22 protein-coding genes are annotated in these 23,720 nt (G+C 47.3%); 21 read left to right on the top strand and 1 reads right to left on the bottom strand.

All coding sequences use genetic code 11. From position 1 onward, the window contains the following. Positions 1 to 57 precede the first annotated feature (57 nt). The 21 genes from FGT79_RS07240 (at position 58) to FGT79_RS07140 (ending at position 22,721) form a co-directional block, all read left to right on the top strand. Positions 58 to 1,860, top strand: coding sequence for a sensor histidine kinase (locus tag FGT79_RS07240; RefSeq protein WP_246096195.1), 1,803 nt, complete (start codon positions 58 to 60; stop codon positions 1,858 to 1,860). Beyond that, a complete protein-coding gene (locus FGT79_RS07235) occupies positions 1,853 to 3,409 on the top strand; it encodes a response regulator transcription factor (protein WP_138752041.1) in 1,557 nt (518 codons plus the stop codon). Before FGT79_RS07240 ends, FGT79_RS07235 begins: the two co-directional genes overlap by 8 nt. Positions 3,410 to 3,699: 290 nt before the next feature. After that, positions 3,700 to 4,659, top strand: coding sequence for an ABC transporter permease (locus FGT79_RS07230; RefSeq protein WP_138752040.1), 960 nt, complete (start codon positions 3,700 to 3,702; stop codon positions 4,657 to 4,659). Between the two features lie 12 nt (positions 4,660 to 4,671). Beyond that, positions 4,672 to 5,565 (top strand): carbohydrate ABC transporter permease, encoded by an 894-nt coding sequence (locus FGT79_RS07225; protein WP_138752039.1) that lies wholly within the window; start codon positions 4,672 to 4,674, stop codon positions 5,563 to 5,565. A gap of 72 nt (positions 5,566 to 5,637) precedes the next feature. After that, a complete protein-coding gene (locus FGT79_RS07220) occupies positions 5,638 to 7,347 on the top strand; it encodes an ABC transporter substrate-binding protein (RefSeq protein WP_138752038.1) in 1,710 nt (569 codons plus the stop codon). 91 nt (positions 7,348 to 7,438) lie between these two features. Continuing rightward, positions 7,439 to 9,463 (top strand): beta-galactosidase, encoded by a 2,025-nt coding sequence (locus tag FGT79_RS07215; protein WP_138752037.1) that lies wholly within the window; start codon positions 7,439 to 7,441, stop codon positions 9,461 to 9,463. 387 nt (positions 9,464 to 9,850) lie between these two features. Beyond that, complete coding sequence (gene spoVAC, locus FGT79_RS07210) at positions 9,851 to 10,303, top strand: stage V sporulation protein AC (RefSeq protein ID WP_138752967.1); 453 nt, start codon at positions 9,851 to 9,853, stop codon at positions 10,301 to 10,303. 1 nt (position 10,304) lies between these two features. Then, positions 10,305 to 11,318 (top strand): stage V sporulation protein AD, encoded by a 1,014-nt coding sequence (gene spoVAD / locus FGT79_RS07205; protein WP_138752036.1) that lies wholly within the window; start codon positions 10,305 to 10,307, stop codon positions 11,316 to 11,318. Between the two features lie 6 nt (positions 11,319 to 11,324). Beyond that, positions 11,325 to 11,675 carry a stage V sporulation protein AE gene (gene spoVAE / locus FGT79_RS07200; RefSeq protein ID WP_138752035.1) on the top strand — a complete coding sequence of 117 codons (351 nt, stop codon included), beginning with the start codon at positions 11,325 to 11,327 and terminating at the stop codon, positions 11,673 to 11,675. 140 nt (positions 11,676 to 11,815) lie between these two features. Beyond that, positions 11,816 to 12,772 carry an AAA family ATPase gene (locus FGT79_RS07195; RefSeq protein ID WP_138752034.1) on the top strand — a complete coding sequence of 319 codons (957 nt, stop codon included), beginning with the start codon at positions 11,816 to 11,818 and terminating at the stop codon, positions 12,770 to 12,772. A 4-nt stretch (positions 12,773 to 12,776) separates the two neighbouring features. Beyond that, positions 12,777 to 14,024, top strand: a complete 1,248-nt coding sequence (locus tag FGT79_RS07190) for a DUF58 domain-containing protein (protein WP_138752033.1) — start codon at positions 12,777 to 12,779, stop codon at positions 14,022 to 14,024. Continuing rightward, positions 14,021 to 16,267 (top strand): DUF4129 domain-containing transglutaminase family protein, encoded by a 2,247-nt coding sequence (locus FGT79_RS07185; RefSeq protein ID WP_138752032.1) that lies wholly within the window; start codon positions 14,021 to 14,023, stop codon positions 16,265 to 16,267. The genes FGT79_RS07190 and FGT79_RS07185 overlap by 4 nt, the downstream gene beginning before the upstream one ends. 194 nt (positions 16,268 to 16,461) lie before the next feature. After that, a complete protein-coding gene (locus tag FGT79_RS07180; RefSeq protein WP_138752031.1) occupies positions 16,462 to 16,986 on the top strand; it encodes a YqeG family HAD IIIA-type phosphatase in 525 nt (174 codons plus the stop codon). Then, positions 16,986 to 18,110, top strand: a complete 1,125-nt coding sequence (gene yqeH, locus FGT79_RS07175) for a ribosome biogenesis GTPase YqeH (protein ID WP_138752966.1) — start codon at positions 16,986 to 16,988, stop codon at positions 18,108 to 18,110. The genes FGT79_RS07180 and yqeH overlap by 1 nt, the downstream gene beginning before the upstream one ends. 28 nt (positions 18,111 to 18,138) lie before the next feature. Beyond that, positions 18,139 to 19,008: a shikimate dehydrogenase gene (gene aroE / locus FGT79_RS07170; RefSeq protein WP_425464987.1), complete on the top strand. Its 870-nt coding sequence runs from the start codon at positions 18,139 to 18,141 to the stop codon at positions 19,006 to 19,008. Positions 19,009 to 19,070: 62 nt separating this feature from the next. Then, positions 19,071 to 19,376, top strand: coding sequence for a ribosome assembly RNA-binding protein YhbY (gene yhbY, locus FGT79_RS07165; protein WP_138752030.1), 306 nt, complete (start codon positions 19,071 to 19,073; stop codon positions 19,374 to 19,376). A gap of 133 nt (positions 19,377 to 19,509) precedes the next feature. Next, a complete protein-coding gene (nadD, locus tag FGT79_RS07160) occupies positions 19,510 to 20,100 on the top strand; it encodes a nicotinate-nucleotide adenylyltransferase (RefSeq protein ID WP_138752029.1) in 591 nt (196 codons plus the stop codon). Then, positions 20,090 to 20,644 carry a bis(5'-nucleosyl)-tetraphosphatase (symmetrical) YqeK gene (gene yqeK, locus FGT79_RS07155; RefSeq protein WP_138752028.1) on the top strand — a complete coding sequence of 185 codons (555 nt, stop codon included), beginning with the start codon at positions 20,090 to 20,092 and terminating at the stop codon, positions 20,642 to 20,644. The genes nadD and yqeK overlap by 11 nt, the downstream gene beginning before the upstream one ends. A gap of 21 nt (positions 20,645 to 20,665) precedes the next feature. Continuing rightward, on the top strand, positions 20,666 to 21,013 hold the full coding sequence (rsfS, locus tag FGT79_RS07150) for a ribosome silencing factor (RefSeq protein ID WP_138752027.1): 348 nt from the start codon (positions 20,666 to 20,668) through the stop codon (positions 21,011 to 21,013). Next, positions 21,010 to 21,954 (top strand): CvfB family protein, encoded by a 945-nt coding sequence (locus FGT79_RS07145; RefSeq protein WP_138752026.1) that lies wholly within the window; start codon positions 21,010 to 21,012, stop codon positions 21,952 to 21,954. Before rsfS ends, FGT79_RS07145 begins: the two co-directional genes overlap by 4 nt. Then, positions 21,954 to 22,721, top strand: a complete 768-nt coding sequence (locus FGT79_RS07140) for a class I SAM-dependent DNA methyltransferase (RefSeq protein WP_138752025.1) — start codon at positions 21,954 to 21,956, stop codon at positions 22,719 to 22,721. Before FGT79_RS07145 ends, FGT79_RS07140 begins: the two co-directional genes overlap by 1 nt. A 122-nt stretch (positions 22,722 to 22,843) precedes the next feature. Here the strand turns inward: FGT79_RS07140 and FGT79_RS07135 are convergent, their stop codons facing one another. Further along, the gene (locus FGT79_RS07135) at positions 22,844 to 23,683 is read right to left on the bottom strand and encodes an SDR family NAD(P)-dependent oxidoreductase (protein ID WP_138752024.1); all 840 of its coding nucleotides are present in this window, start codon (positions 23,681 to 23,683) and stop codon (positions 22,844 to 22,846) included. Between the last annotated feature and the right edge of the window lie 37 nt (positions 23,684 to 23,720).

Below are 23,720 nucleotides of genomic sequence, written 5' to 3'. Positions count from 1 at the left end.
GCTTCAAACTTGTGATGATAAGTAAACGCTTTCCTTGGTGAAGGAGGAGCAGCCTATATGATGAAGAGCATCAGAGCGCTTGCACTTAGAATGGACAATATTCGTATTAAAAAAAAGCTGATTATTTCTTTTATTCTTGTCGTGTTTGTGCCTGTGTTAATTGTAGGCGTTTTCCTGACGGTTGCTTTTCGCCAAAACGTGCTCGATCAAGCAACGCAGCAAATTACGAACAACGTAGAAAGAGTGAAGAAGCAGACGTTCGACATTATTCGCATGCCCATCGAAATTTCTGATAAACTGCTCGTCGATAGTCGTTTAACGAATACGGTAAACACGCAGTATAACTCTGCTTTTGAAGTCGTTAAGGCTTTCTGGGACTATCGCGATTTTCGGGATTATATCCAACTGTACAGCGAGATTTATAATATCCGGTTCTATACGACGAATATGACGATATTGGACAATTGGGAGTTTCTCAAGGTTACAAATAAGATCAAACAGGAGCCTTGGTACCAGTCAGCGCTGAAGGAAGACGGCATACATTGGAGTTATATTGCAGATGAAACGAAGAACAATCGCAAGTATTTGAGCTTGATTCGGAAGATTACGTTTCCAACCTACCGGACAAACGGCATACTGGTCATTGGCGTGAGCCAAGATGAACTAAACGCGATGATCAGTCAAGAGCCATTTGATACGATGATTATTGATGACAACGGTTATATGATTGCTGCAAAAAACCCGGAATGGATCGGTAAAAATATTAATGAATTGGACTTCACGAGCCAATTGACGGATAAGGCAGCGGGAACCTACGAATTCAAATATGAAGGAAAGCCTTCCAAAATCGTCATCGAAGACCTCTTACCGAGCTCCAGTCGGAATGGCCTTAAGATCGTTTCTGTGTTTACGATCGAAAGCATCGTAAGCGGAGCTAACCGAATCAGTCTTCTGGGATTCGGCATTATCATGTTAAGCCTTGTTATTGCGTTTATTCTGATTTATATTTTCTCTACTATTTTAGCGAAGCGCATGCTTGTCCTCAATAAAGACTTGAACAAGGTGGCGATGGGTGACCTGAACGTCATATCTCATGTAACTGGCAGTGACGAGATAGGCATACTATCGAAGCAATTCAATAATATGGTCGTCAGCATTCGCGGCTTGATGGATGAGGTGTCAGAATCACACAAGCAACAGGCGCAGCTCCAATTGAGGCAGAAAGAAATCAAGCTGAAGATGATGGCCAGTCAAATCAATCCTCATTTCTTATTCAATGCGCTCGAATCGATTCGAATGAAGGCGCATATTAAAGGTGAAGCGGAAATATCTTCGATCGTTCGTATGCTTGGCAAAATGATTCGCCGTAACCTAGAGATTGGTACGCGGAAGATTGCCTTGAAGGACGAGCTAGAGATCGTTCGCTGCTACTTGGAAATTCAGAAGTTCAGATACGGCAATGACCGGTTGACCTTTCGACTGGAAGTTGACCCGATTGGACAGGAAATTGAGGTGCCACCGCTGATTATTCAGCCACTCATTGAGAATGCAGTCGTGCATGGGCTTGATAATATTGCGGAAGGCGGCTTTGTCTTGCTAACGACACAGGTAATTGATCACAAGCTGCGGGTTGAGGTGGCCGACAATGGAGCTGGAATTAGTGAGGAGAAACTTGAGCAGATTAATGCTTCACTTCACGATATGGAAGAACATGATGAGTATCGGATCGGTCTCCGCAATGTTCATCAACGACTCGTCATGATATATGGGGAAGGTACAGGCTTGACTTTGAAAAGCGAGCTTGGTGCCGGTACTCGTATCACTTTAGAAATTCCGATAGGAGGTCATCCTTTTGCATAGAGTATTGATTGTAGACGATGAACCAATGATCAGAGAAGGACTTCAAACCTTGGTCGACTGGAATAAACATGGCTTCTCGGTCGTAGGAACAGCTTCGAACGGCCGTGAGGCAGTAGAGAAACATACAGCGCTCGCGCCAGATTTGATCTTAATCGACATTCGGATGCCGGGCATGGACGGGCTTCAAGCCATTGAGGAAATTAGAAGAACGGATAGTGTCTGTCATTTTTTAATATTAAGTGGTTACGCAGAATTTAATTATGCCAAGCAAGCGATTGCACATAATGTAGACGGATATATATTAAAACCAATTGACGAGGATGAGTTGGAGAGCTATGTGGAGCGGATTGCAAGCCAGCTCGTCAGCCGCTCCGAACAGAGACAGACCTCCGAGCAGACAACGGTTCTGCTGCGTGAAGAGATGCTGCAGCAGCTTGCTTCCGGCAAGCTTGATTCAGACACGACACATAGCAGTGAGCTCAAAGTATTGCTGGGAGAACCAGGGAAGTATTATCAGATGCTACTGATTGAGCTTTACAGCAGAGAGCATTCCTTGACGATGAATGCAACGCTGAGGAAGAAGCTGGCTGATCGAATTACGCAGAAGCAGATTGGCTGGGCCTTCTCGGCCGAGCCATACGTAGGCTTGCTATTAAAGGATTATTTGCTTCAGAATGGCTCGCGCGATCAAATGAAGCAGTGGATTGAAGAATGCTGCGGGCCTAAGGTTAGGTTTGCAGCTGTTGCAACCGAGCCTGTCCGAGAGCCGAATGAACTTCTTGACGCTATTCCAGCTGTGAGAAGTTTGTTGAAGCGGCGTTTCATGCTGCAAGGACAGCAAATTCATTTGGCAGGTAAAGCAGATGAGGGAACAGTACAAACCTCTGAAAACAGGGAAAATCTATCTATCGAGACACTAGCCCAGAAGCTCTATTACAGGATTGATATTGGCAATAATGATGGAGTGGATAAAGCGATCCAAGATGCATCTGATCAAATATGTGCATATGATGCTTCTGAGCAATTCATCAAGTCTAGCTGGGCTCAATTGCTGACGATCGTACTGAATAAGGTAGCCTTATCCAATCCCCAGATCTCTATGCAGGAGGATCTGTCTATGATTACGGCGCTTTATCTGGCTCATCATAATCAAGAAATGCTCGTTCAGCTTAAGCTGCGTCTGACTGAATTAACGGAGAAAATTGGGAAGTCCGACAGTCTATCCGTGATGAAACAAATGACAGACTTTATCGAACGTCACTATAGCGAGAATATTAAACTGGAGACGCTGGCTGAATTGTTTAACTATAACAGCGGCTATTTGGGGAAAATGTTCAAAAACTATACAGGTGAGCATTTCAACACCTATCTGGATCAAATACGCATTCAACATGCGATTGAGCTGCTACAGGAGGGCCTGAAAGTTCATCAGGTATCAGAACGGGTAGGATATGCGAACGTAGATTATTTCCATAGTAAATTCAAAAAGTATAAAGGGGTTTCACCATCGTCCTTTAAGAGCATAGCCAGCAAGTCTGTCTCTGATTAGCGTTGGTATCGCCTTATTCCACATCTATAAACAATTTTGCGCCTATATCTATGCTTCCCGTCTGGAAGTGATAGATATAGGCGCTTTTGTTTATAATTTAGGTAACCGATGGTTATGAAAGCGCTTGAAAGTACTTATTTTGATATGATTTTAGAACTAATTTAGTGGGTGCAAGCAGGTAGAGCAGATCGTTTATGATAAGTACAGATAAGAGAGGGTAAGCTACAGAAACAAAGAGATGCTTACGAAAGATGTTTTTGCTCGGAGCAAAAACAATAGGAGGAGCAGCGATGAAACCGCTAACAGAAGGTAGTCCGCAAACAGGTTTGACAAGCAAGAAGAATAGATTTTGGTACAAAGCTTTTCAACAGCGCTACTTGTACTTAATGTCGTTGCCGTTCGTCATCTGGATCTTCATATTCAGTTACGTGCCGGTATGGGGATGGTTGACCGCATTTCAAAACTACAAACCGAAAAACGGTATATTCGATCAAAAATGGGTTGGACTAGATAATTTCATAGAGCTTTTCCAGGACGAGCGGTTTTATGTTGTTCTGCGTAATACGCTGGCAATGAGTACAATGGGGTTAGTTGTTGGATTCACAATTCCGGTCATATTCGCACTCTTGCTGAATGAGATGAGAGGACAATTCTTCAAACGTTCCGTCCAAACGATTTCTTACTTGCCTCACTTTGTTTCATGGGTTGTTGTTGCCGGACTTATAACCAAGATGCTGTCTACCGATGGCGGCGCAGTCAATCAATTGCTTATGTATTTGAACATTATTGACACTCCGATTCAATTCATGGCGAAGGGTGAATTGTTCTGGGGTATCGTTACTTTGTCTGATTTATGGAAAGAGATGGGCTGGAACTCGATCATATTCCTTGCAGCCATGTCAGGAATTGACCCTGAGCTCTATGAGGCTTCTACGGTCGACGGCGCAGGACGCTTCCGCAAAATGTGGCATATTACGCTTCCTGGCATTCGTACAACCTTTATGGTGCTTTTCATCCTCTCCATTGGACATTTGATCAGTATTGGCTTCGAGAAGCAATTCCTACTTGGCAATCCACTCGTGTCTGATTACTCAGAGGTTCTCGATTTATATGCGCTTAAGTACGGTATTCAGTTGAGTCGATATTCGTATGGTACGGCAATCGGCATATTCAACTCCATCGTCAGCATTCTGCTCGTGTTTATCGCGAACGGCATATACAAACGAGTCACCAAAGAATCAATCATATAGGAGGAACAGCATATGCAAGGAACGATGAGAAGAAGTACTAGCGATAAAATATTTGACGCTTTCATTTACATTTTTATGGCTATTGTTGCTATAGTGACGTTATATCCTTTCCTTAACGTACTAGCGATTTCATTCAATGATTCGGTAGATACGGTAAGGGGCGGGATTACGATATTCCCTCGTGAATTTACGCTCAAAAACTATGAAACGATATTTGGTTTCGAAGGGCTGCTAGTCGGCTTCAAAAACTCTGTGCTGCGTACGGTAATCGGTACGGCAATCGGCGTATTATCCGCTTCGATGATGGCTTATACGCTTAGTCGTCCTGATTTCCAGTCAAGAAGATGGATGTCTATCGGATTCGCTCTTACGATGTACTTCTCAGGGGGACTGATCCCAGGCTTCCTACTCATGAAGAGCTTAGGCTTGATGAGCACGTTCGCCGTATACATCATCCCTGCGCTTCTAAGTGTTTGGAATGTGTTCGTTGTCCGTTCCTATATTGACGGGCTTCCTTATGCCCTGCAGGAATCTGCCAAAATCGACGGTGCGAATGACTGGACGATTTTCTGGAAGGTCATTCTTCCGCTATGCCAGCCGGTTCTCGCAACCATTGCGTTGTTTATAGCAGTTAGTCATTGGAATGCATGGTTTGATACTTATTTGTATAATAATCGCAATCCAGAGAACACGACGCTTCAATACGAGCTAATGAAGGTGCTGCAGTCCACACAATCAGGAAACAACTACCGTGATCCGAATGCACAACAAGCGATTGCTTCGGTTTCACCAGAATCGATTAAGATGGCGATCACAATTGTAGTTACCATACCGATTCTCATGGTATATCCGTTTCTTCAGAAGTATTTCGTGAAAGGTATGACGCTTGGAGCTGTAAAAAGCTAACGATAGTAATAGCAGGTTTCCTGTTATATACATGAACATTATGCAACAGAAAAAAAGGGAGGCTTTCCGGTAATGAAAAGAAAGATGCAAATGGCACTATGCCTGATGTTGGCACTCGTATTCGTATTCGTCACAGCTTGTGGCAACTCGAACAGTGAAGGTAACACAAACAAAGGTACAACGAATGAGCCAACGAATGCTGCTAACGAAGAGGCAGCGGTTGAACCAATTACGATCCGAGTAGCATCCGGCGACGTCAATGCGAACTGGGATGATATGCAATCCGAAACAGGTAAATTCCTTCTAGAAAAAACAGGAATCACGATGAAACAGGAATTTCCTGTAGGTGGTACGGATGAAGAAATGTTCGCACTTATGGTTGCAAGCGACGAATTCCCAGACCTAGTTATGCCGAAAGGCAGTGCTGGTAAATTGGTTGATGCCGGCGCATTGATCGACCTTCGTCCACTAATCGAGGAGCACGGCCCGAACATCAAAAAAGTGTACGGCGAATATTTAAACCGTCTTCGCTGGAGCGAAGATGACGATGCGATCTATACGCTTCCTTCTGGCGGCGTAGGCCAAACGTACTTTGAAGCAGGCGGCGGTTTCCAATTGCAGCATCAAGTGCTTGAAGCAGCCGGTTACCCAGAAATCAAAACGGTTCAAGATTATGAAGCAGCGATCAAAGCTTATATTGAGAAAAACCCGACAACAGCTGACGGCCAACCAACAATCGGTATGTCGCTTAATGGCGGTGAATGGCAAATTCTGATTTCCGTAACGAACCCTGCATTCTATGCAACAGGCGCTCCGGATGATGGCGAATTCTATGTAAACCAAGATACACATGAAGCGATTATGCACTACCAGCGTCCAGAAGAAAGAGAATACTTCCGTTGGTTGAACCACATGAACGATATCGGCTTGCTTGACAAAGAAAGCTTCGTTCAGAAATACGACCAATACAAAGCAAAAGTCGCTTCTGGCCGCGTTCTTGGTCTCGTTGATCAAAACTGGGATTATGGCGATGCGGAAAATGCACTGAAAGCTGCTGGAAACTTCAAAGCAACTTATGCGCGTTTCCCTGTAACATTGAATGACACGTTCCAAGATCACTCCTTCCAAGGAACTGGCTACATTGCCGGTTATGGTATTGGTATTACAAAGGATGCGCAAGATCCTGTTCGGTTAATCAAATTCCTTGATTACCTTGCTTCGGATGAAGGTCAAGTGCTTGTTAACTGGGGTATCGAAGGCAAGCATTACAACGTAGTAGATGGCAAGCGTGTCATTCCTGAAGATGTTCAAGCACAGAAATCGAATGACAACAACACATTCAAGAAAACAACAGGCATTGGCAACTACTTGCTATCCGCTCGTTACGGCGATGGCGTGAAGGATCCTTCTGGAAACTACTACACAACAACGTTCCCAGAGCAAATCCAAACGGCTTATTCCGAAGAAGACAAAAAGACGCTTGCGAAATACAATGCAACGACGTATAAAGATCTGTGGCCTGCAGACGATGCATTCCCAGAGCGTAAGTACGGCGCTGCTTGGACGCTTCCATTCGAAACAGGCTCGCAAGCTAACGTTATTTTCCAAAAAACACAAGACATTATGAAAAAACGTATTCCAGAAGCTATTCTTGCGAAACCAGCAGACTTCGATAAAATATACGATGCATTCTTGAAAGACCTTGACAATGCTGGCGTAGAAAAATTGAATGCTGAGTTTACGAAAATGGTAAAAGATCGCGTAGCGCTTTGGTCCAAATAAGCTTAAAATAGCAGGAAAGGAGAGGGCTCATTTCATGGGCTCTCTTCCCTCGTTCTTATTATGTAAAGGTTGAGAGGAGAATGGAAACAACATGATACATAACAAACTTCCAAAAATATGGTATGGCGGCGACTACAATCCGGAGCAATGGGATGACGAAACGATGTCAGAGGATCTTCGCATGTTCAAGCTTGCCGATATTGATGTAGCAACGGTTAACGTTTTTTCGTGGGCACGTATACAACCGAGCGAGGAAACCTATGATTTCAGCGAGCTAGATCGCATCATCGACAGATTGCATGGTGACGGTATTTCGGTCTGCTTGGCAACGAGCACAGGCGCTCACCCTGCTTGGATGGCCAAAAGGTATCCGGATGTAACTCGTGTTGATTACGAAGGACGTAAGCGCAAGTTCGGCGGTCGCCACAACTCCTGCCCAAGCAGTCCGGCCTATCGTCAATACTCGAAGCTGATTGCAGGCAAGCTGGCAGAGCGTTACAAGGATCATCCAGCAATCGTGGCTTGGCATATATCCAACGAGTATGGCGGCTATTGCTATTGCGATAACTGCGCAGAGGCCTTCCACGTTTGGCTGCAGAATCGTTACGGTACGATTGAGCAGTTGAACAAAGCTTGGTATACAAGCTTCTGGGGACATACTTTCTATGATTGGGATGAGATTGTCCCGCCGAATGGGCTTAGTGAGGAGTGGGGAGGCAATCGCACCAATTTCCAAAGCATATCGCTGGATTACCGCAGATTCCAATCCGATGCCCTTCTTGACTGCTATTTGATAGAATTTGAAGAGATTAGGAAGCATTCTCAGGATATTCAAATAACGACTAATTTAATGGGGACTTACCCAGAGCTCGATTATTTCAAATGGGCGAAGCATCTGGACGTTGTGTCATGGGACAATTACCCTTCCATTGACACGCCTGTCAGCTTCACTGCCATGACGCATGCTCTGATGCGCGGCCTCAAAAGTGGACAACCTTTTATGCTTATGGAGCAAACGCCAAGTCAGCAGAACTGGCAGGCCTATAATGCCTTGAAGCGACCAGGCGTTATGCGTCTGTGGAGCTACCAAGCGGTTGCCCACGGCGCCGACACGGTATTGTTCTTCCAACTACGCCGCTCTATAGGCGCATGTGAGAAATACCACGGAGCGGTTATTGAGCATGTGGGTCATGAGCATACACGCGTATTCAGAGAATGCGCGGAGCTTGGCCGCGAGCTTACTCAGCTATCCGATAAGTTGCTCGATTCACGTATTGATGCGAAAGCTGCAATCGTTTTCGATTGGGAGAACCGCTGGGCTGTCGAGCTGTCAAGCGGTCCGAGCATTGCGCTTAAATACGTAGATGAAGTTCACAAATATTACGACGCTTTGTTTGAGTTGAATGTACAGACCGATATGATCAGTGTCGAGGAGCAGTTCGATCAGTATGATTTGGTCATTGCACCAGTTATGTACATGATTAAGCCTGGCTTTGCAGAGAAGGTTGAAGCATTCACTCGGCGCGGTGGTACATTCATTACTACTTTCTTCAGCGGTATTGTGAATGAGCATGATCTCGTTACAACAGGTGGATATCCTGGCAAGCTGCGTAAGGTTCTTGGTATTTGGGCGGAAGAAATCGATGCGCTGCTTCCAGGTCAGCACAATCAAATCGTTATGAAGAAGGCTAATGGAGCGCTTAGCGGAACGTACACGTGCAGCATGCTATGCGATTTGATTCATTCTGAGGGTGCAGAGGTTGTTGCGGAGTACGGCTCCGATTTCTACAAAGGCATGCCCGTTGTAACGGTCAACACATTCGGTAAGGGTGAGGCGTGGTATATCGCTTCAAGCCCAGACAAGCAGTTCCTGCAATCACTGCTTACCAATATAATTAAGGATAAAGGAATCGAGCCTCTTCTTGCCGCACCCAGCGGCGTAGAGGTTACCCGCAGAAGCAAGGACGGCAAATCCTACACGTTTATTCTGAACCACAATTCAGATGCTGCGGAGTTTCAGCTTGGAGCCCAGCCGCGCCCTGAGCTCCTCTCAGGCGAGCCTGTCAGCGGGACTTACAGCCTTGCTGCAAAAGGTGTCATGATTATTGAGGATTAATTTGGCCTTGCCTTCTGGAAAGACACGCTCCACTACTGGGTGTTTGGCATATGCTATAGATAAATGCCCGGTATGAGGGGAGCAGTGCTTGTGTCCAAAAAAAAGCAGCGTCAATTTATGAGCATACTCGTGCTTGTTCTGTACGTGTTGCTTGTTTTACTATTGTTTGCGATATTGATGTAAGAAGAGGATTGTCCTGAGCGAGCATAATCGCCATGGATAATCCTTTTTTTTGTTGGAATATTGCTACCTTCAATAACAAATAATGAACGAGAAGAATGTAGCGTGTAAACGGAACTCTACGCTTATGCGGTAAGGGAAGCCGTACTGGAAAAGGAGGTTGGTGCAGTGGCTACAAAAAGTAAGAGCCGTCACTCGTACAAGAAAATGGCGATGTCACCAAAGGAATATCAATCGTTCGCCAAAACGATGGAGCCCCCTAGATCGATTTGGAGCAATTGCTTGAAGGCATTTGTTTTTGGCGGAGCAATATGCGTGTTTGGACAAGCCATTCAAGAAATGTTTGTCCATTTGATGGGGATGAGTGAGACTGCGGCAAGCAACCCAACGGTTGCTACGCTCATTCTAATATCCGTTATTCTAACGAGCTTAGGTGTATATGACAAAATCGCTCAATGGGCAGGGGCAGGATCTGCTGTTCCCGTAACAGGGTTTGCGAATTCCATGTGTTCAGCGGCGTTGGAGCACCGAAGCGAAGGGCTTGTGTTAGGTGTTGGCGGCAATATGTTTAAGCTAGCCGGTTCCGTTATCGTATACGGAACGGTAGCAGCTTTCTTCGTCGGTATTGTCCATCTCATACTTGGTACTGGGGGTCAGTAATATGCTGCGAGGAAAACAATCCTGGTGGTTCGAGAAGCGTCCTGTCATCATCGGCGAAGCGACTGTAGTAGGTCCAGATGAGGGCGATGGGCCGCTGGCTGCTGACTTCGATCTCGTCCATCCTGAGCTTGATATGCAGCAAAAAAGCTGGGAAAAGGCCGAGCGGCTGTTGCTTGAACAAGCATCTGAATTTGCAATTCAGAATGCAGGCATTAAGCGCGATCAGCTTCAATTCTATATCGGCGGAGATTTAATGAACCAAATCATTAGTAACAGCTTCGCAGCTCGCTCGCTTGGCGTTCCTTATATCGGCGTATTCGGTGCATGCTCTACCTCGATGGAAACGCTGGCGCTTGCTTCATTGTTTGTAAATTCAGGATCAGCTACTCATGTACTTGCAGGAACCTGCAGCCATAATTGTACCGCAGAGAAGCAGTTCCGTTATCCAACGGAATATGGCTCGCAGAAGCCGCCAACAGCGCAGTATACGGTTACAGGTGCTGGAGCTGCAGTCGTTGCTGCTTCAGGAGACGGCCCGGTTGTGGAGTGCGCGACTATTGGCAAGGTTATTGATTTGGGCATTACTGATCCTTTCAATATGGGCGCCGCAATGGCACCGGCTGCTGTCGATACGATCCAAGCACATTTCAACGATACTGGCCGATCGCCAAGTGATTATGACCTCATCGTTACAGGTGATTTGGCTGGCGTGGGCCATCCTATTGCGAAAGAGCTGCTGCTGCAGAACGGTGTTCCCATGAATGATACGGTATTCAGCGATTGCGGCTTGATGGTATATGACGTGCAAAACCAGAAGGTTCAGGCAGGTGGCAGTGGCTGCGGGTGTTCGGCGGTCGTTACTTATGGACATTTGCTCAAAAGAATTAAAAAGGGGGAATTGAAACGAATTCTTGTCGTTGCAACCGGCGCTTTGTTATCTCCACTTTCATTCCAGCAAGGAGAAAGCATCCCCTGCATCGCACATGCGGTAGCCATTAGTGCAAAAGGAGGTTAAGCGGTTATGATTTTTTTATGGGCTTTTGTAGTTGGCGGAGGGATATGTGTGATCGGCCAGTTGATGTTCGACGTACTCAAGCTGACGCCAGCGCATACGATGTCGACGCTGGTTGTCATTGGAGCGATCGTGGATGGCTTCGATTTATATGAGCCGTTGGTGAAATTTGCAGGGGCAGGAGCCACTGTTCCAATTACGAGCTTTGGTAATGCGCTCGTACATGGTGCATTGACCGAGCTGCACGACCAAGGCTGGATTGGAGTGATCTCCGGCATATTCAAAGTGACGAGTGCCGGCATCTCGGCTGCCATCATATTTTCCTTTCTGGCAGCGCTGGTGGTTAGACCTAAAGGGTAGTTATTTTTGGAAAAGAGTTGGAGGATCCTGTGGGATCTTCCAATTTTTTTTGTAGTGAAAAAGTTTGTGTATGGCAAAGAAAGTACTGTAAAATAGTAGTGTTGAACATAAACATAAGCGTTATTTCGGGAGGTAATAGAATGGATATTCGTCCTGCAGACATGCAATTATGTGCTACTATTCTACGAAACTTAGAAACTTGTATTCTCGGCAAGCAGGAAGAAATAAAACGGCTGCTCATCGCTGTTATTGCAGGCGGACATGTTTTGCTGGAAGATGTGCCAGGCACAGGCAAGACACAGCTTGTAAAGGCGCTCGCCAAATCAATCGGTGGACAGTTCCGCCGCATCCAGTGCAATCCGGACTTATTGCCTACAGATATTACAGGCGTTTCTATTTATCATCCTAAACAAGAGTCTTTTATATTCCGTCCGGGTCCGGTAATGTCCAATATATTGCTGGCAGATGAAATTAACCGTGCAACGACGAAAACGCAATCAGCGCTGCTAGAAGCGATGGAAGAAGGACATGTGACAGTTGATGGTGATACGTATGAGCTTCCGCGTCCCTTCGTGCTGCTTGCCACTCAAAATCCGATTGAATTCGAAGGGACATACACGCTTCCGGAAGCTCAGCTCGACCGCTTTATGATGAAGCTGTCGCTAGGATATCCGAGTGAAGCTGATGAGCAGCGCATGGTGTTATCTAATGAAGGAATACATCCATCTGATCGCATTGAGCCGATGATTGATATTGCCGATATGATCCATATTCAAGATCAAGTGCTCAAGGTACATATCGATGATGCAGTAGGCAAATATTTGGTCAGCCTCATTAGAGGAACGAGAGAGCATGCGAATGTGATGCTTGGTGCGAGTCCCCGAGCGGCACTGGCTCTTGCGCGGGCAGCCAAAGCGAGCGCTTATATTCAGCAGCGTCATTTCGTAACGCCTGACGATGTTAAGGAGCTAGCGCCTTTTGTTCTCTCTCACAGACTCTTGCTTCGTACGGAAGCCCGAATGAACGGACTTAAAGCGGAGGATATCATCGAACAGGTGATTCAGTCCACGAAGGTTCCGGTTCGGCTAGAGCGTTAAACGGATGGCAGCGGCTAAATCGAAGAGGCTGCGCTGGCAGCTTGTTGCCGTTATTTATTTGACCAGTCTGTTTTATTTCTTATTCCAAGGCGGAAAAACCGCTTTTATGCTGTTTATGATTTTGAACTTATTGCTCGTTTATTTGGTGCTTGGCCGCTGGAGCGGTATTAATAGGGTATCAGGCAGTAGAACGTATTTGGTACCTGGCGCGAATGCGCTTGATCATAGCTTATCCGCGGGGAGTTCGCTGGAGGTCAATCTCACGATGAAAATTCCAGGCTACTATCCGCTTCCATATGTAATTGTGAGAGATCAGATGCAGCGTCATAATGGGCAGAAGCTGGCTTTCGAAACGTCCTTTGTTCCGAATTGGAAGCGCAGCGGCCAGGTCGCCTACCAGACGCCGCCTTTGCTTCGCGGCGAGTATCGATTCACGCACACGCAGTGCTTGTCTTATGATGTATTTGGTCTATTCGAGCATTCGGGACAATTCGGCACGGAAACGGTATTCAATGTGCTGCCTCAGACGGTAGCGCTAAGACAATGGAATGGTATTCAACGTGGCATTCGCGGGCCTTACTCTCATGCAATCGCGTCACGCTCTGCCAAGGAGACGACCCAAATCAACGGCGTTCGCGAATACTTGTATGGCGACCGCTTATCTCGTGTCCATTGGAATGCGACCGCTAAGACAGGCCAATGGAAATCCAAAGCCTTTGAGCGGGAATCACTGCCGCGAACTGTCGTTATACTGGATCGTTACGCTGGAGGATATGGTAGTGAACTTGCTGCTCGGTTCGAGCTTGCGGTATCTGCCGCTGCTTCGCTTCTGGAGAATGGGTTAAAGGACGACACGGCGATGGGTCTGCTGTCGATTGGGGAGAAGCTGACGATGATCAGCCCCAAATCGGGTATCGAGCAGCGTAATCTAATGATGAGACATTTGACCTTTGTCGATGCGGATGCTGTTCGTCCTTTGTATGCATCCCTTCAACAGGCAGATACCGTGTTAGAACCTGGCAGCTTTGCGGTGGTCGTAACACCTGATACAGGAGCCGATGTTGTCAGAAGCATGGAATGGCTGTCGCGGAAAGGCATTACCCCTTGCTTGCTCCATATATCATCTATGGTTGATCCGCTGAGCGGAAATACATCATGGAAGCATGTGCTGCGTGAGCACGGCTGGCCTGTCTTCGACATTCGTCAACTGCAAGAGCTCCCAGCCGCGTTAGAAGGGAGTGGTATCGCGTGAAGCCTTTCATGAAAGCGATCGGTACTTACTTATCGACAAATTGGTTCGATAAGGTCAGAGCTATCTTTATTGCCATCATTCTATCTAGTTCGATTACGATATTCGAAGGTTATTGGTGGGAGGAAACATTCACCATCGGATATGTGACACTTCTGGCAGCGGTCATTATTGACATTGTGCTGCCGCCAAACACAAGGCTTCTGAAGCTAGTACTCCAAGCTGCGGCAGCTATATTCGTAGCCGCTAACTTGGTGGAGATGGATTGGCTTATTGCGAAGCCTGAGAGCTGGCAAGACTGGATTTGGTGGATTCAGGCTCATGCTGTTCAATTGAATCCGTTTATATGGATTAGTGCTGCATTGCTGCTTCTCTATATCCTCTTTGGGATATGGACGACAACTCGCCTTAGAATGATTGGCTTCGTCGGCATGAACATTCTTATCTTGACGATCGGGGATTCCTTCACCCCGATTTGGCTCTGGGACGAGGTGGGAATGGTTGTATTTATCGGCTTGTTATGGCTAGTTGCAAGCCATCTGTCGCGACTTGAACGTGAGCATCCGAACAGTTGGAGAGAGCTGGCGGAATATCCGCTTCAATTAATAGTGCCAATTGCGCTTGTTCTTACCGTGCTGATGACGGCGGGGCTGAACATGCCATCCTTGTCTCCGCTGTTGCAGGATCCTTACACGATCTGGAAGGAAGCGAAGGGCGAGCAAGTGCAAGTTTTTCTTGGGGATAAGGGAACGGAATCGCTGACTCCAAGCAATAGCGGCAATGCGAGCTCCGGTTACAGCCGCAATGACGACGAGCTTGGCGGGGGATTTGAATTCGATTATTCGCCGATGATGACTGTTACAACCTCACATCGAAGCTATTGGCGCGGCGAAGCCAAGGCGATCTATACGGGAGCTGGCTGGCAGGATGTCGAAGTGGGTGAGACGCTTACTTCAGTAGTCAAAGGCGAGAACTTAGCTGTCATAGATACGCCTCCAACAGCAGGAGTTACCAAGATTGATCAAATCATTACGATGGTTCGCAAGGATACTTATCCTGTCCTATTCGGTGCTTCACCGATTACAACCTTGAATTGGGTGGACGATGATGAGGCCGCTCTGCTTTCGGGACTAAGATGGGAAGCAAGCTCCAGTGAGCTGCGATTACTGAACTGGTCAATGAAAAATCGTAAATATCCACAAACCTACTCCGTTACCTCTTCGGTCCCTGTTCTTGATGAGGAGCTGCTGCGTAAAGCAAAAGCAGGGTGGTCGGACGAGACTGAGGCGACAAGAAATGCCTTCTACCTGCAGCTTCCAAATCAGTTGCCCGAGCGAGTTAAACAGCTTGCAAGGGATGTAACAGCTGAAGCAACAAATGATTATGACAAAGCTAAGCTGCTTGAAACCTATTTGAGGCTTACGTATAACTACAATAATTTGCCCGATGAGTCTAGACTTACGGGCACATCGCTTGATTTTGTAGATCAGTTTTTATTTGAACTGAAAGAAGGCTATTGCGATTATTTCTCTACCGCTATGGCCGTAATGGCGCGGAGCTTGGATTTGCCGACTAGATGGGTGAAGGGCTTCGCACCAGGGGTGCTTCCGATCAGCGATTACGGTCCGCCTGGTGAAGTTATGGGTGAGGGTGTCAATCCAAACGGGTCAGGCACTTATACAGTTAGAAACTCTGACGCACATTCATGGGTGGAGATTTATTTCGAAGGTTTTGGCTGGATTCCATTCGAAGCTACTGCCGGCTTCACTTTTCCTTACACGATGGCAGTAGAAGAGGATGCAGCATTGCCTGAAGTCGATACGGAAGATACAGATGCAGCCGCGGTTGTGGAATCGAAAACATCCTCCCAATCAAAGCTGTGGACGTGGAGCGCGATTTCGCTTCTTGTGATTGCACTTGTGGTTTCAATCATTATGCGCCGCAATCAACTCGTATTGGCATGGCGGAAGTTCCGCCACGGCTCTTATACTTCGAATGACCGAATCGTTATCGAAACACAAAGACTTCTTCGGATTTGCAAGAAGCGCGGTATGGAGCGCGGAGAGCATGAGACGCTTAGAGAAGCGGTTAGCAGATGGTCGGAGAGCAGGAAACGACTTCGTGATGATTTCAAAGTGGTGCTGGATGGATTCGAGCAGGCCAAATACAGCCCTGCCATGGCAACCTCGGAAGAAGCGGATCGATTCGTAATCAAAGTGCGATCAATAATCGATCAATTAAAATAAGGTTAGCCGACGCTCGTATCGGAATGTAGCACATGATTACAGGATAGGCGAACGTGAAGTGATCGGCTGGGTTTTATCCTTTTTGCACAAATACCGCTGACCAGACAAATTGGCAGCGGTATTTTTTGCAACAAATTTGGTTTGTATGGTATAGTTTCGTAAGATAGCAAGCAGAAAGCAGAGGGATATCCATTATGTTTGAACGGCTGTTGCCGCATATGCGCGTTAATACAGTTTATGAAATTAATTTAGATGAGCTGCATGCAAGGGGCGTTCGCGGCATCATTACGGATTTGGATAATACGCTTGTCGGTGCCAAGGAGGCGTTAGCTACGCCTGAGCTTGTGCAGTGGCTTGATTATGTGCGCTCACGCGGCTTTCAGGTTGTAATCGTCTCGAATAACAATGAAACTCGTGTTGGGAAGTTCGCAGCACCGCTCAATATTCCTTATATTCATGCAGCGCGCAAGCCTGCCGCTAAGGCCTTTAAGAAGGCGCTCGGCGTCTTAGGTTTGCAAGCGGAGCATACAGTCGTCATCGGTGATCAGATGCTTACCGATGTGCTTGGCGGTAATCGGATGGGACTTTACACGATTCTCGTATTGCCGATTGCACCTGCGGATGAGGGGATAATGACAAGGGTAAATCGACGGATCGAACGGTTTGCATTGGTACGTTTGAGGAAAAAAGGGTTATGGTATGAGGGGGAAACAAAGTGATGGAACAACAGCTTAGTCAGACATCCGGTTCATGCGCGGGCTGCGGAGTGGCGCTTCAGGCTACTAGCTCTGATCTGCCGGGATATTTGCCGGAAGCGGCAATTGGGCGTGATCCTGTAATATGTCAAAGATGCTTTCGCATTCGCAATTACAATGAAGCATCATCCGTAGCGGTTGATCAGGATGACTTCTTAAAGCTGCTAGGCAGCATTGGCAATACGGACAGCCTGGTTGTACATATTGTCGATTTGTACGATTTTGAAGGCAGCTTGATCTCGGGATTGCAGCGATTCGTCGGCAATAACCCTGTTCTGCTTGTCGTGAATAAGATTGATCTGCTTCCGAAAGCGATGAACGTCAATCGGCTGCGGAACTGGGTACAGAAGCAAGCGAAGGAAGAAGGCTTACGTACGGTAGATGTCGTTCTTTGCAGCGCAAAGCGCAACATGGGCTTCGAACGTGTCATCGAGGCGCTTGAGCATTACCGCAATGGTCGTGATGTATATGTAGTCGGCGCGACAAACGTCGGCAAGTCAACGCTGATCAATCGACTTATCCGCGATTACAGTGATATGGAACGCGAGCTTACGACTTCTAGGTATCCGGGAACGACGCTTGATGCCGTTCATATCCCACTTGAGGATGGGAAAGCGATCATCGATACGCCAGGCATTGTATATGCTACTCGTATGACTGAAGTTGTACCACGGAGCTTCCTCGGCTCTTTATTGCCGGACAAGCCGATTAAACCGCTTGTGTACCAATTAAATTCAGGACAATCGCTATTTATTGGCAGCTTGGTTCGGTTCGATTTTGTTGAAGGGGACCGTCAATCGTTTACGTTCTACGTATCGAATGCGCTCAACATGCATCGGACGAAGCTGGAACGTGCGGATGAGCTTTACGCTGACCATCGCGGTCAATTGCTGGGTGGACCGTCACTTGAAGAGTTGGAGACGATTCCAGCTTGGACAAGGCATTCGCTGCGCGTCAAGCGTGGATTGAACAAGGATGTATTCATATCCGGACTCGGTTGGATTCAAGTCAACGGAACCGGCGGGGCTGTGATCGATATTTATGCGCCTAAAGGTGTTAAAGTGATGCTCCGTGACTCAATGATTTAACCATCAGGTTTTGGAAGGGGAATTCACTGTGACGAACGTGGGCGCAGGAAACCGAATTGACAGCAATACTCTTCTGTTTGGCGTAATCGGCAATCCAATTCGACATTCAAAATCACCGATTATGATGAACCGTGCCTTTCAGGAAACGGGAATTAACGGCGTATACACAGCGTTTCATGTGACGTCTGATCGAATCGCAGACTTCGCCGCAGGTGTTCGTGCTATGGGAATTCGGGGCGTGAATGTTACGATCCCTCATAAGCTGGACATTATGTCGGTGCTTGACGAGATTGATGCAAGCGCGCGGACTATTGGCGCGGTAAATACAATCGTTAATGAAGAAGGACGCCTTATTGGCTATAACACAGATGGCATCGGTTATGTTCGTTCTCTGAAGGAAGAGGCAGAGAGTGAACTTGCTGGTAAGAAAATCGTCGTCATTGGGGCAGGCGGTGCAGCTCGCGGGATCGTCTATGCGCTTGCAAACGAGAAGCCCGAACGCATTACGATTGCGAACCGCTCCGTAGAACGGGCGAGTGAGTTAGCTCGATCTCTGCAAGCGGAAGCTGATATACAAGCGATATCGAATGAAGAACTGCAAGCTGCCTGTGAGGAAGCAGATATTGTCATTAACACAACCTCCGTCGGCATGTTCCCGAACACGGAGGATACTCCGGTCGATGCCAGTTGGTTGAAACCAGATGCGGTTGCCAGCGATTTGATTTACAATCCTTTAAAAACGAAATTTCTGCGTGATGCCGAGGAGCATGGCTGCCGTATTCACGGAGGACTTGGCATGTTTATTTATCAAGGGGCCTATGCATTCGAATACTGGACGGGTCAGCCTGCTCCTGCAGCGGCGATGAGAGAAACAGTACTCGCTTCCTTGCAGCCATAGATATTTGTACCATTAAGATAGAAAATAGATGAAACATCGAGATGAAAGAAGGAACCATTCACATGCTTACAGGTAAACAAAAACGTTATTTAAGATCACTTGCTCATCATCTGACTCCTATATTTCAAGTAGGTAAAGGAGGCACCAATGACCACCTCGTTCGTCATATTGAGGAGGCAATCGAATCTCGCGAGCTTATCAAAGTTTCCGTGCTCAATAATTGCCTGGATGATCCGAGGGAAATTGGCGCTGAGGTTGCAACAGCAGCTGGAGCAGAACTTGTACAGGTTATTGGCAAAACAATCGTCCTCTATAAAGAATCCAAGGATAACAAGCAAATTGAGCTTCCAAAAGCTGCTCGCAAGTAAAAGCATGGGATAGATTGTTACTAGCTGTGCTCTATTGCTTCGGGAATGAAGTGATGAACCAGCCCAGCATACCAAGCGGGAGCAGCTGATTGCTGCTCTGAATGGGTATTTCATTCAAGGAGGCGTACGGTGAATGAGTAAGATTGGCATTATGGGGGGCACGTTTGATCCCATCCATATCGGGCATTTGATCGCTGCTGAAACAGCACGCGAGCAATGCGGCTTGCATGAGGTATGGTTTATTCCGTCTTACGGTCCTCCACTCAAAACAAACGAGCCAGGTGTTAGCGGATTACGGCGATACGAGATGGTTTGTGAAGCGGTAAGGAGCAATCCAGCATTCCGTGTCCTAGACCTTGAATTGCAGCGTGGCGGAATCAGCTACTCGTATGATACGATTCTGGAGCTTCAGAAGCGTAATCCGAAGGATTCCTTCTCATATATTATCGGTTCAGATCGCATCAATGACCTGCCGGCTTGGTATGAAATTGAGCAGCTAGCCGCGAAGGTATCCTTTATTGGTCTGGAACGTCCCGGTACGCCAATACAGCTGATGACATTACCGAATTATTTGCAGGAGCGAGTTACGCTCATACCGATGCCAGGGATTGCTATATCCTCGACAATGATTCGTAATAGGCTGCAAGGCGGGATGTCGGCGCAATATTTGGTACCAGATCCGGTGAATAGCTACATAAGGAGGTACAAGCTTTATGAATCGTGAGCAAATGATTGAGAAGGTAAAGGCCGAAATGCCGGAACGAAGATGGCTCCATACACAGGGCGTGATGGAGACGGCAATCATTCTTGCGAAGCGGTTTGGCGAAGATCCCTCTCGTGCAGAGCTTGCTGCCATTCTACATGATGTAGCTAAATATTGGCCGACAGAGCGGATGCAGCAGGTTATTCGGGAGCAGGGCTTGCCGTCCGAACTGCTTGTCTATGATAAAGAGTTATGGCATGCCCCTGTAGGAGCATGGGTAGCTGAGCATGAATTTGGAGTAGCTGATGCAGAGGTATTGGATGCCATTCGCTATCATACCTCAGGACGACGAAACATGACGAATCTGGAAAAAATAGTATGTTTGGCCGATTATATGGAGCCAGGTCGTGATTTCCCTGGTGTGAACGATATTCGCGAGTTAAGCGAGCAATTTCTCGATGAAGCTTTGCTGGCAGGTTTTAATTCTACGATATCCTTTCTAATTCAGAAAGGAAAACGAATATTCCCGCTAACAATAGAAGCACGAAATGGTTTATTAGAGTAGCAAATAACAGGAGGTTGAACGATGGCGGTACATTCGGATGAATTGCTTCAAATTACAGTTACAGCGGCAGAAGATAAAAAAGCGGTAAATGTTGTCGCATTAAATCTAAAAGAAATTTCCTTGGTGGCTGATTATTTCGTCATCTGCAGTGGTAACTCTGATACGCAAGTACAGGCGATTGCGACTGAGATCCGCAAGCAGGCGGAGAAGAGCGGTACGCGTGTTCGCGGTATCGAAGGTATGGATTCAGCTCGTTGGGTGTTGATCGATCTTGGTGATGTGATCGTTCACGTCTTCCATCGTGATGAGCGTGAGTACTATAATATCGAGCGGCTTTGGTCTGATGCGAAGGTTGTGGAGTTCGCATGAGCTTTGTAGCCGGTACGACCGAAACGCTAAGGGTTGACCGAGAGGTATCGCCTTACGGATATTTTCTGAGCAACGGGGAATCGGATGTGCTGATGCATTATACCGAGCTTGTAGGTTCGAAACCCAAAATCGGAGAGCAAGTAGAGGTTTTCTTATTTTTTGACTCCGAGGATCGTCTGGCAGCGACGATGAAGAAGCCGCTGCTGCAGCTTGGCGAGTTGGCCCGGTTGAAAGTCGCAGATGTACATCCAAGACTTGGATGTTTTCTGGAGATGGGTCTAGGCAGGCAGTTGCTGCTTCCCCTCTCTGAGCTTCCTGAGAGCATTGAATACCGTCCGCTTCCTGGGGATGAAGTATTCGTTGTGATGAAGCATGACAAGATCGGCAGGCTGGTTGCCAAAATCGCATTCGAAGAGGAGCTCTCCGAGCTTGTTTTCCCTGCTCCTAGCAGCTGGAACAACCAATGGGTTGAGGGCTGGGTAACGAAAACGCTGCAGCTAGGCTCATTCGTTATGATCGACGGGGGCGTAGTTGGCTTTGGGGTTTATGGGCTAATTCCTAGCGCCGAGCGTATACGGCCTCTTAGGCTTGGCGAGCGCGTTAGCGCCCGCATTACCTTTATTCGAGAAGACGGTAGAGCAAATCTCTCGATGGCACAGCGCAAGGAAGTAGGACGCTTAGAGGACGCAGATCGGATACTGGCTTTCATGAAAGAGAGACCAGGCGGAGGTATGCCTTACTCGGACGAAACCGACGCAGATATCATCAAACAGAAGTTCGGGATTAGCAAAGGCGCCTTCAAGCGCGCAATCGGTAAGCTTATGCGTGAGAGGCTCGTAACCCAGAAGGGAAGCTGGACTTATTTGGTGGATCAAGCTTCGGACTCTAACGCAGAGAAGTCAGACACGCCAGATACCGAGACTGAAGGAGCTGACGCGTAATGACACGCTCATACGGTCAGTTTGCTACCGTATATGATCAGCTTATGGAGGATATGCCTTATGCGGACTGGCTCGGTTTTGCGAGAGCGAGTTGGTCGCGCTACGGCATGCCGGCAAGCGTTGTAGATTTAGGCTGCGGTACAGGGAGCATCTCGATCCCGCTGGCACGCTCAGGCTTTCATGTTTACGGTATTGATCTATCTTCAGATATGTTGTCGGTGGCTCGCAGCAAGTGGGACGAAACGCCTCAGCTTGTGTTGAGGCCTCGCACGGGCTCGATCAGATGGCTTCAGCAGGATATGCGGGAATGGGAGCTTCAAGAGCCTGTGGATGCTGTTATATCGTTTTGTGATTGTTTGAATTACTTGACCGAGGAAGCGGATATAGAAGCAGCATTCCAAGCTACTTATTCAGGTTTGCGCAGCGGTGGGACCTTTCTCTTCGATATGCATCCTCCGAAGCAGCTCATTCGTTATGCGGAGGAGCAGCCGTTCGTACTGGATGAGCGGGATGTGGCCTACATATGGACTTGCGACTTTGAGGAGGAGCGCTGCGAGATTGAGCATCATCTGACCATCTTCTCGCGTGATCGTGATTCGAAGTTCCAACGATTCGAGGAAGCGCATGTGCAGCGCGCCTATGATCCAGATTGGATCGAAGCGGCATTGCGGCGTGCAGGCTTCCAGACGGTAGACCGGTATGCGGATTTCGAGCTTAAACCGGCTGATAACGAGTCCGAGCGCTTGTTTTTTGCAGCGGTCAAATAACGAGAGCATATGTATGGGACAATAGGGTCATTCTACAAGGCAGCATAGCTTGTAGAATGACCCTTTTTATGCTTCGTTTGTTTTGATTAAGCCATCTGTAATCAATCCGATGTGCGCAGTCGTCAGCTGGTTCGGAATTCTTGCTTATAAATCGCACTCACTTTCGCAAGAACTTTATGGCTTTGCTCAGCGAACATTAGCTTTGTCTTTTGACCTTTGACCAAGAAATCGCCAGCTTTTCCATGAGCTGCTCCATTATAGAGTAGTTCAGCACCTTTGCTCGGATGGGGGAAGAACAGCTTTATGATCGGTTTCAGATAAAAGGGAATGCCGGAGCTCTTGCCTTTGCGTATCGTGTTGTTCCCTCCGGGATCAACGCTCAGCAGTCTTATGCCTTCGCTAGCGAGCTTAGGAGCAAGCTCGAGAGACCACAATGAGAGAGCAAGCTTCGAGGCTGCATAGGGGCCGTATAGCTTCGTAAACTTTGCCGGACGTTCGAGTGTATCCGGATCAAATTGCTTGCGGAACATGAACGCATGGGAAGAGGTGTTGATTACGGTCTTCGGCGATCCCTTTAATAGGAGCTCCTTCAGCTCCATAAGTACAATATAGGGAGCTACCGTCTGCAGATCGAAATGCAGCTCGCGACCTTGTTTGGTGAACTGCAGTTCATTCATGCTCCCACCTGCATTGTTGAATAGAAGATCGATTTTCTGCTCTTTCTCTTTAATTGTATCTAAGGCTTGGCGCAAGCTGGCGAAATCGGACAGGTCTGCTTTGTAGATACGAAGCTTTCCTGAAGCGATCGATTCTCTCAGGTGAGGGTCATCTTCAGGGAATGCAGATCTTATTAGTGCGATGACCTGACAGTCTTCCTGCAGCAATCGCCTGGTCAATTCCAGCCCGATGCCATTGTTCGCACCTGTTATGAGAGCGATATGATCTTTGTGTAAGTTGTTCATAGTTTCTCCTCCATCTCTGTTGTCTACTCCGGATGTC

Source organism: Paenibacillus sinopodophylli (assembly GCF_005930355.1).
GTDB lineage: Bacteria > Bacillota > Bacilli > Paenibacillales > Paenibacillaceae > Pristimantibacillus > Pristimantibacillus sinopodophylli.
The sequence above is the reverse complement of the archived record's forward strand: the minus strand, read 5'-3'. Positions and strand labels throughout refer to the sequence as shown.

Excerpts from the sequence above, each read along its gene's own strand:
- FGT79_RS07240 (WP_246096195.1), top strand. The coding sequence starts at position 58 with ATGATGAAGAGCATCAGAGCGCTTGCACTTAGAATGGACAATATTCGT.
- FGT79_RS07230 (WP_138752040.1), top strand. The coding sequence starts at position 3,700 with ATGAAACCGCTAACAGAAGGTAGTCCGCAAACAGGTTTGACAAGCAAG.
- FGT79_RS07225 (WP_138752039.1), top strand. The coding sequence starts at position 4,672 with ATGCAAGGAACGATGAGAAGAAGTACTAGCGATAAAATATTTGACGCT.
- FGT79_RS07220 (WP_138752038.1), top strand. The coding sequence starts at position 5,638 with ATGAAAAGAAAGATGCAAATGGCACTATGCCTGATGTTGGCACTCGTA.
- FGT79_RS07215 (WP_138752037.1), top strand. The coding sequence starts at position 7,439 with ATGATACATAACAAACTTCCAAAAATATGGTATGGCGGCGACTACAAT.
- spoVAC (WP_138752967.1), top strand. The coding sequence starts at position 9,851 with ATGGCGATGTCACCAAAGGAATATCAATCGTTCGCCAAAACGATGGAG.
- spoVAD (WP_138752036.1), top strand. The coding sequence starts at position 10,305 with ATGCTGCGAGGAAAACAATCCTGGTGGTTCGAGAAGCGTCCTGTCATC.
- spoVAE (WP_138752035.1), top strand. The coding sequence starts at position 11,325 with ATGATTTTTTTATGGGCTTTTGTAGTTGGCGGAGGGATATGTGTGATC.
- FGT79_RS07195 (WP_138752034.1), top strand. The coding sequence starts at position 11,816 with ATGGATATTCGTCCTGCAGACATGCAATTATGTGCTACTATTCTACGA.
- FGT79_RS07190 (WP_138752033.1), top strand. The coding sequence starts at position 12,777 with ATGGCAGCGGCTAAATCGAAGAGGCTGCGCTGGCAGCTTGTTGCCGTT.
- FGT79_RS07180 (WP_138752031.1), top strand. The coding sequence starts at position 16,462 with ATGTTTGAACGGCTGTTGCCGCATATGCGCGTTAATACAGTTTATGAA.
- yqeH (WP_138752966.1), top strand. The coding sequence starts at position 16,986 with ATGGAACAACAGCTTAGTCAGACATCCGGTTCATGCGCGGGCTGCGGA.
- yhbY (WP_138752030.1), top strand. The coding sequence starts at position 19,071 with ATGCTTACAGGTAAACAAAAACGTTATTTAAGATCACTTGCTCATCAT.
- nadD (WP_138752029.1), top strand. The coding sequence starts at position 19,510 with ATGAGTAAGATTGGCATTATGGGGGGCACGTTTGATCCCATCCATATC.
- yqeK (WP_138752028.1), top strand. The coding sequence starts at position 20,090 with ATGAATCGTGAGCAAATGATTGAGAAGGTAAAGGCCGAAATGCCGGAA.
- rsfS (WP_138752027.1), top strand. The coding sequence starts at position 20,666 with ATGGCGGTACATTCGGATGAATTGCTTCAAATTACAGTTACAGCGGCA.
- FGT79_RS07145 (WP_138752026.1), top strand. The coding sequence starts at position 21,010 with ATGAGCTTTGTAGCCGGTACGACCGAAACGCTAAGGGTTGACCGAGAG.
- FGT79_RS07140 (WP_138752025.1), top strand. The coding sequence starts at position 21,954 with ATGACACGCTCATACGGTCAGTTTGCTACCGTATATGATCAGCTTATG.
- FGT79_RS07135 (WP_138752024.1), bottom strand. The coding sequence starts at position 23,683 with ATGAACAACTTACACAAAGATCATATCGCTCTCATAACAGGTGCGAAC.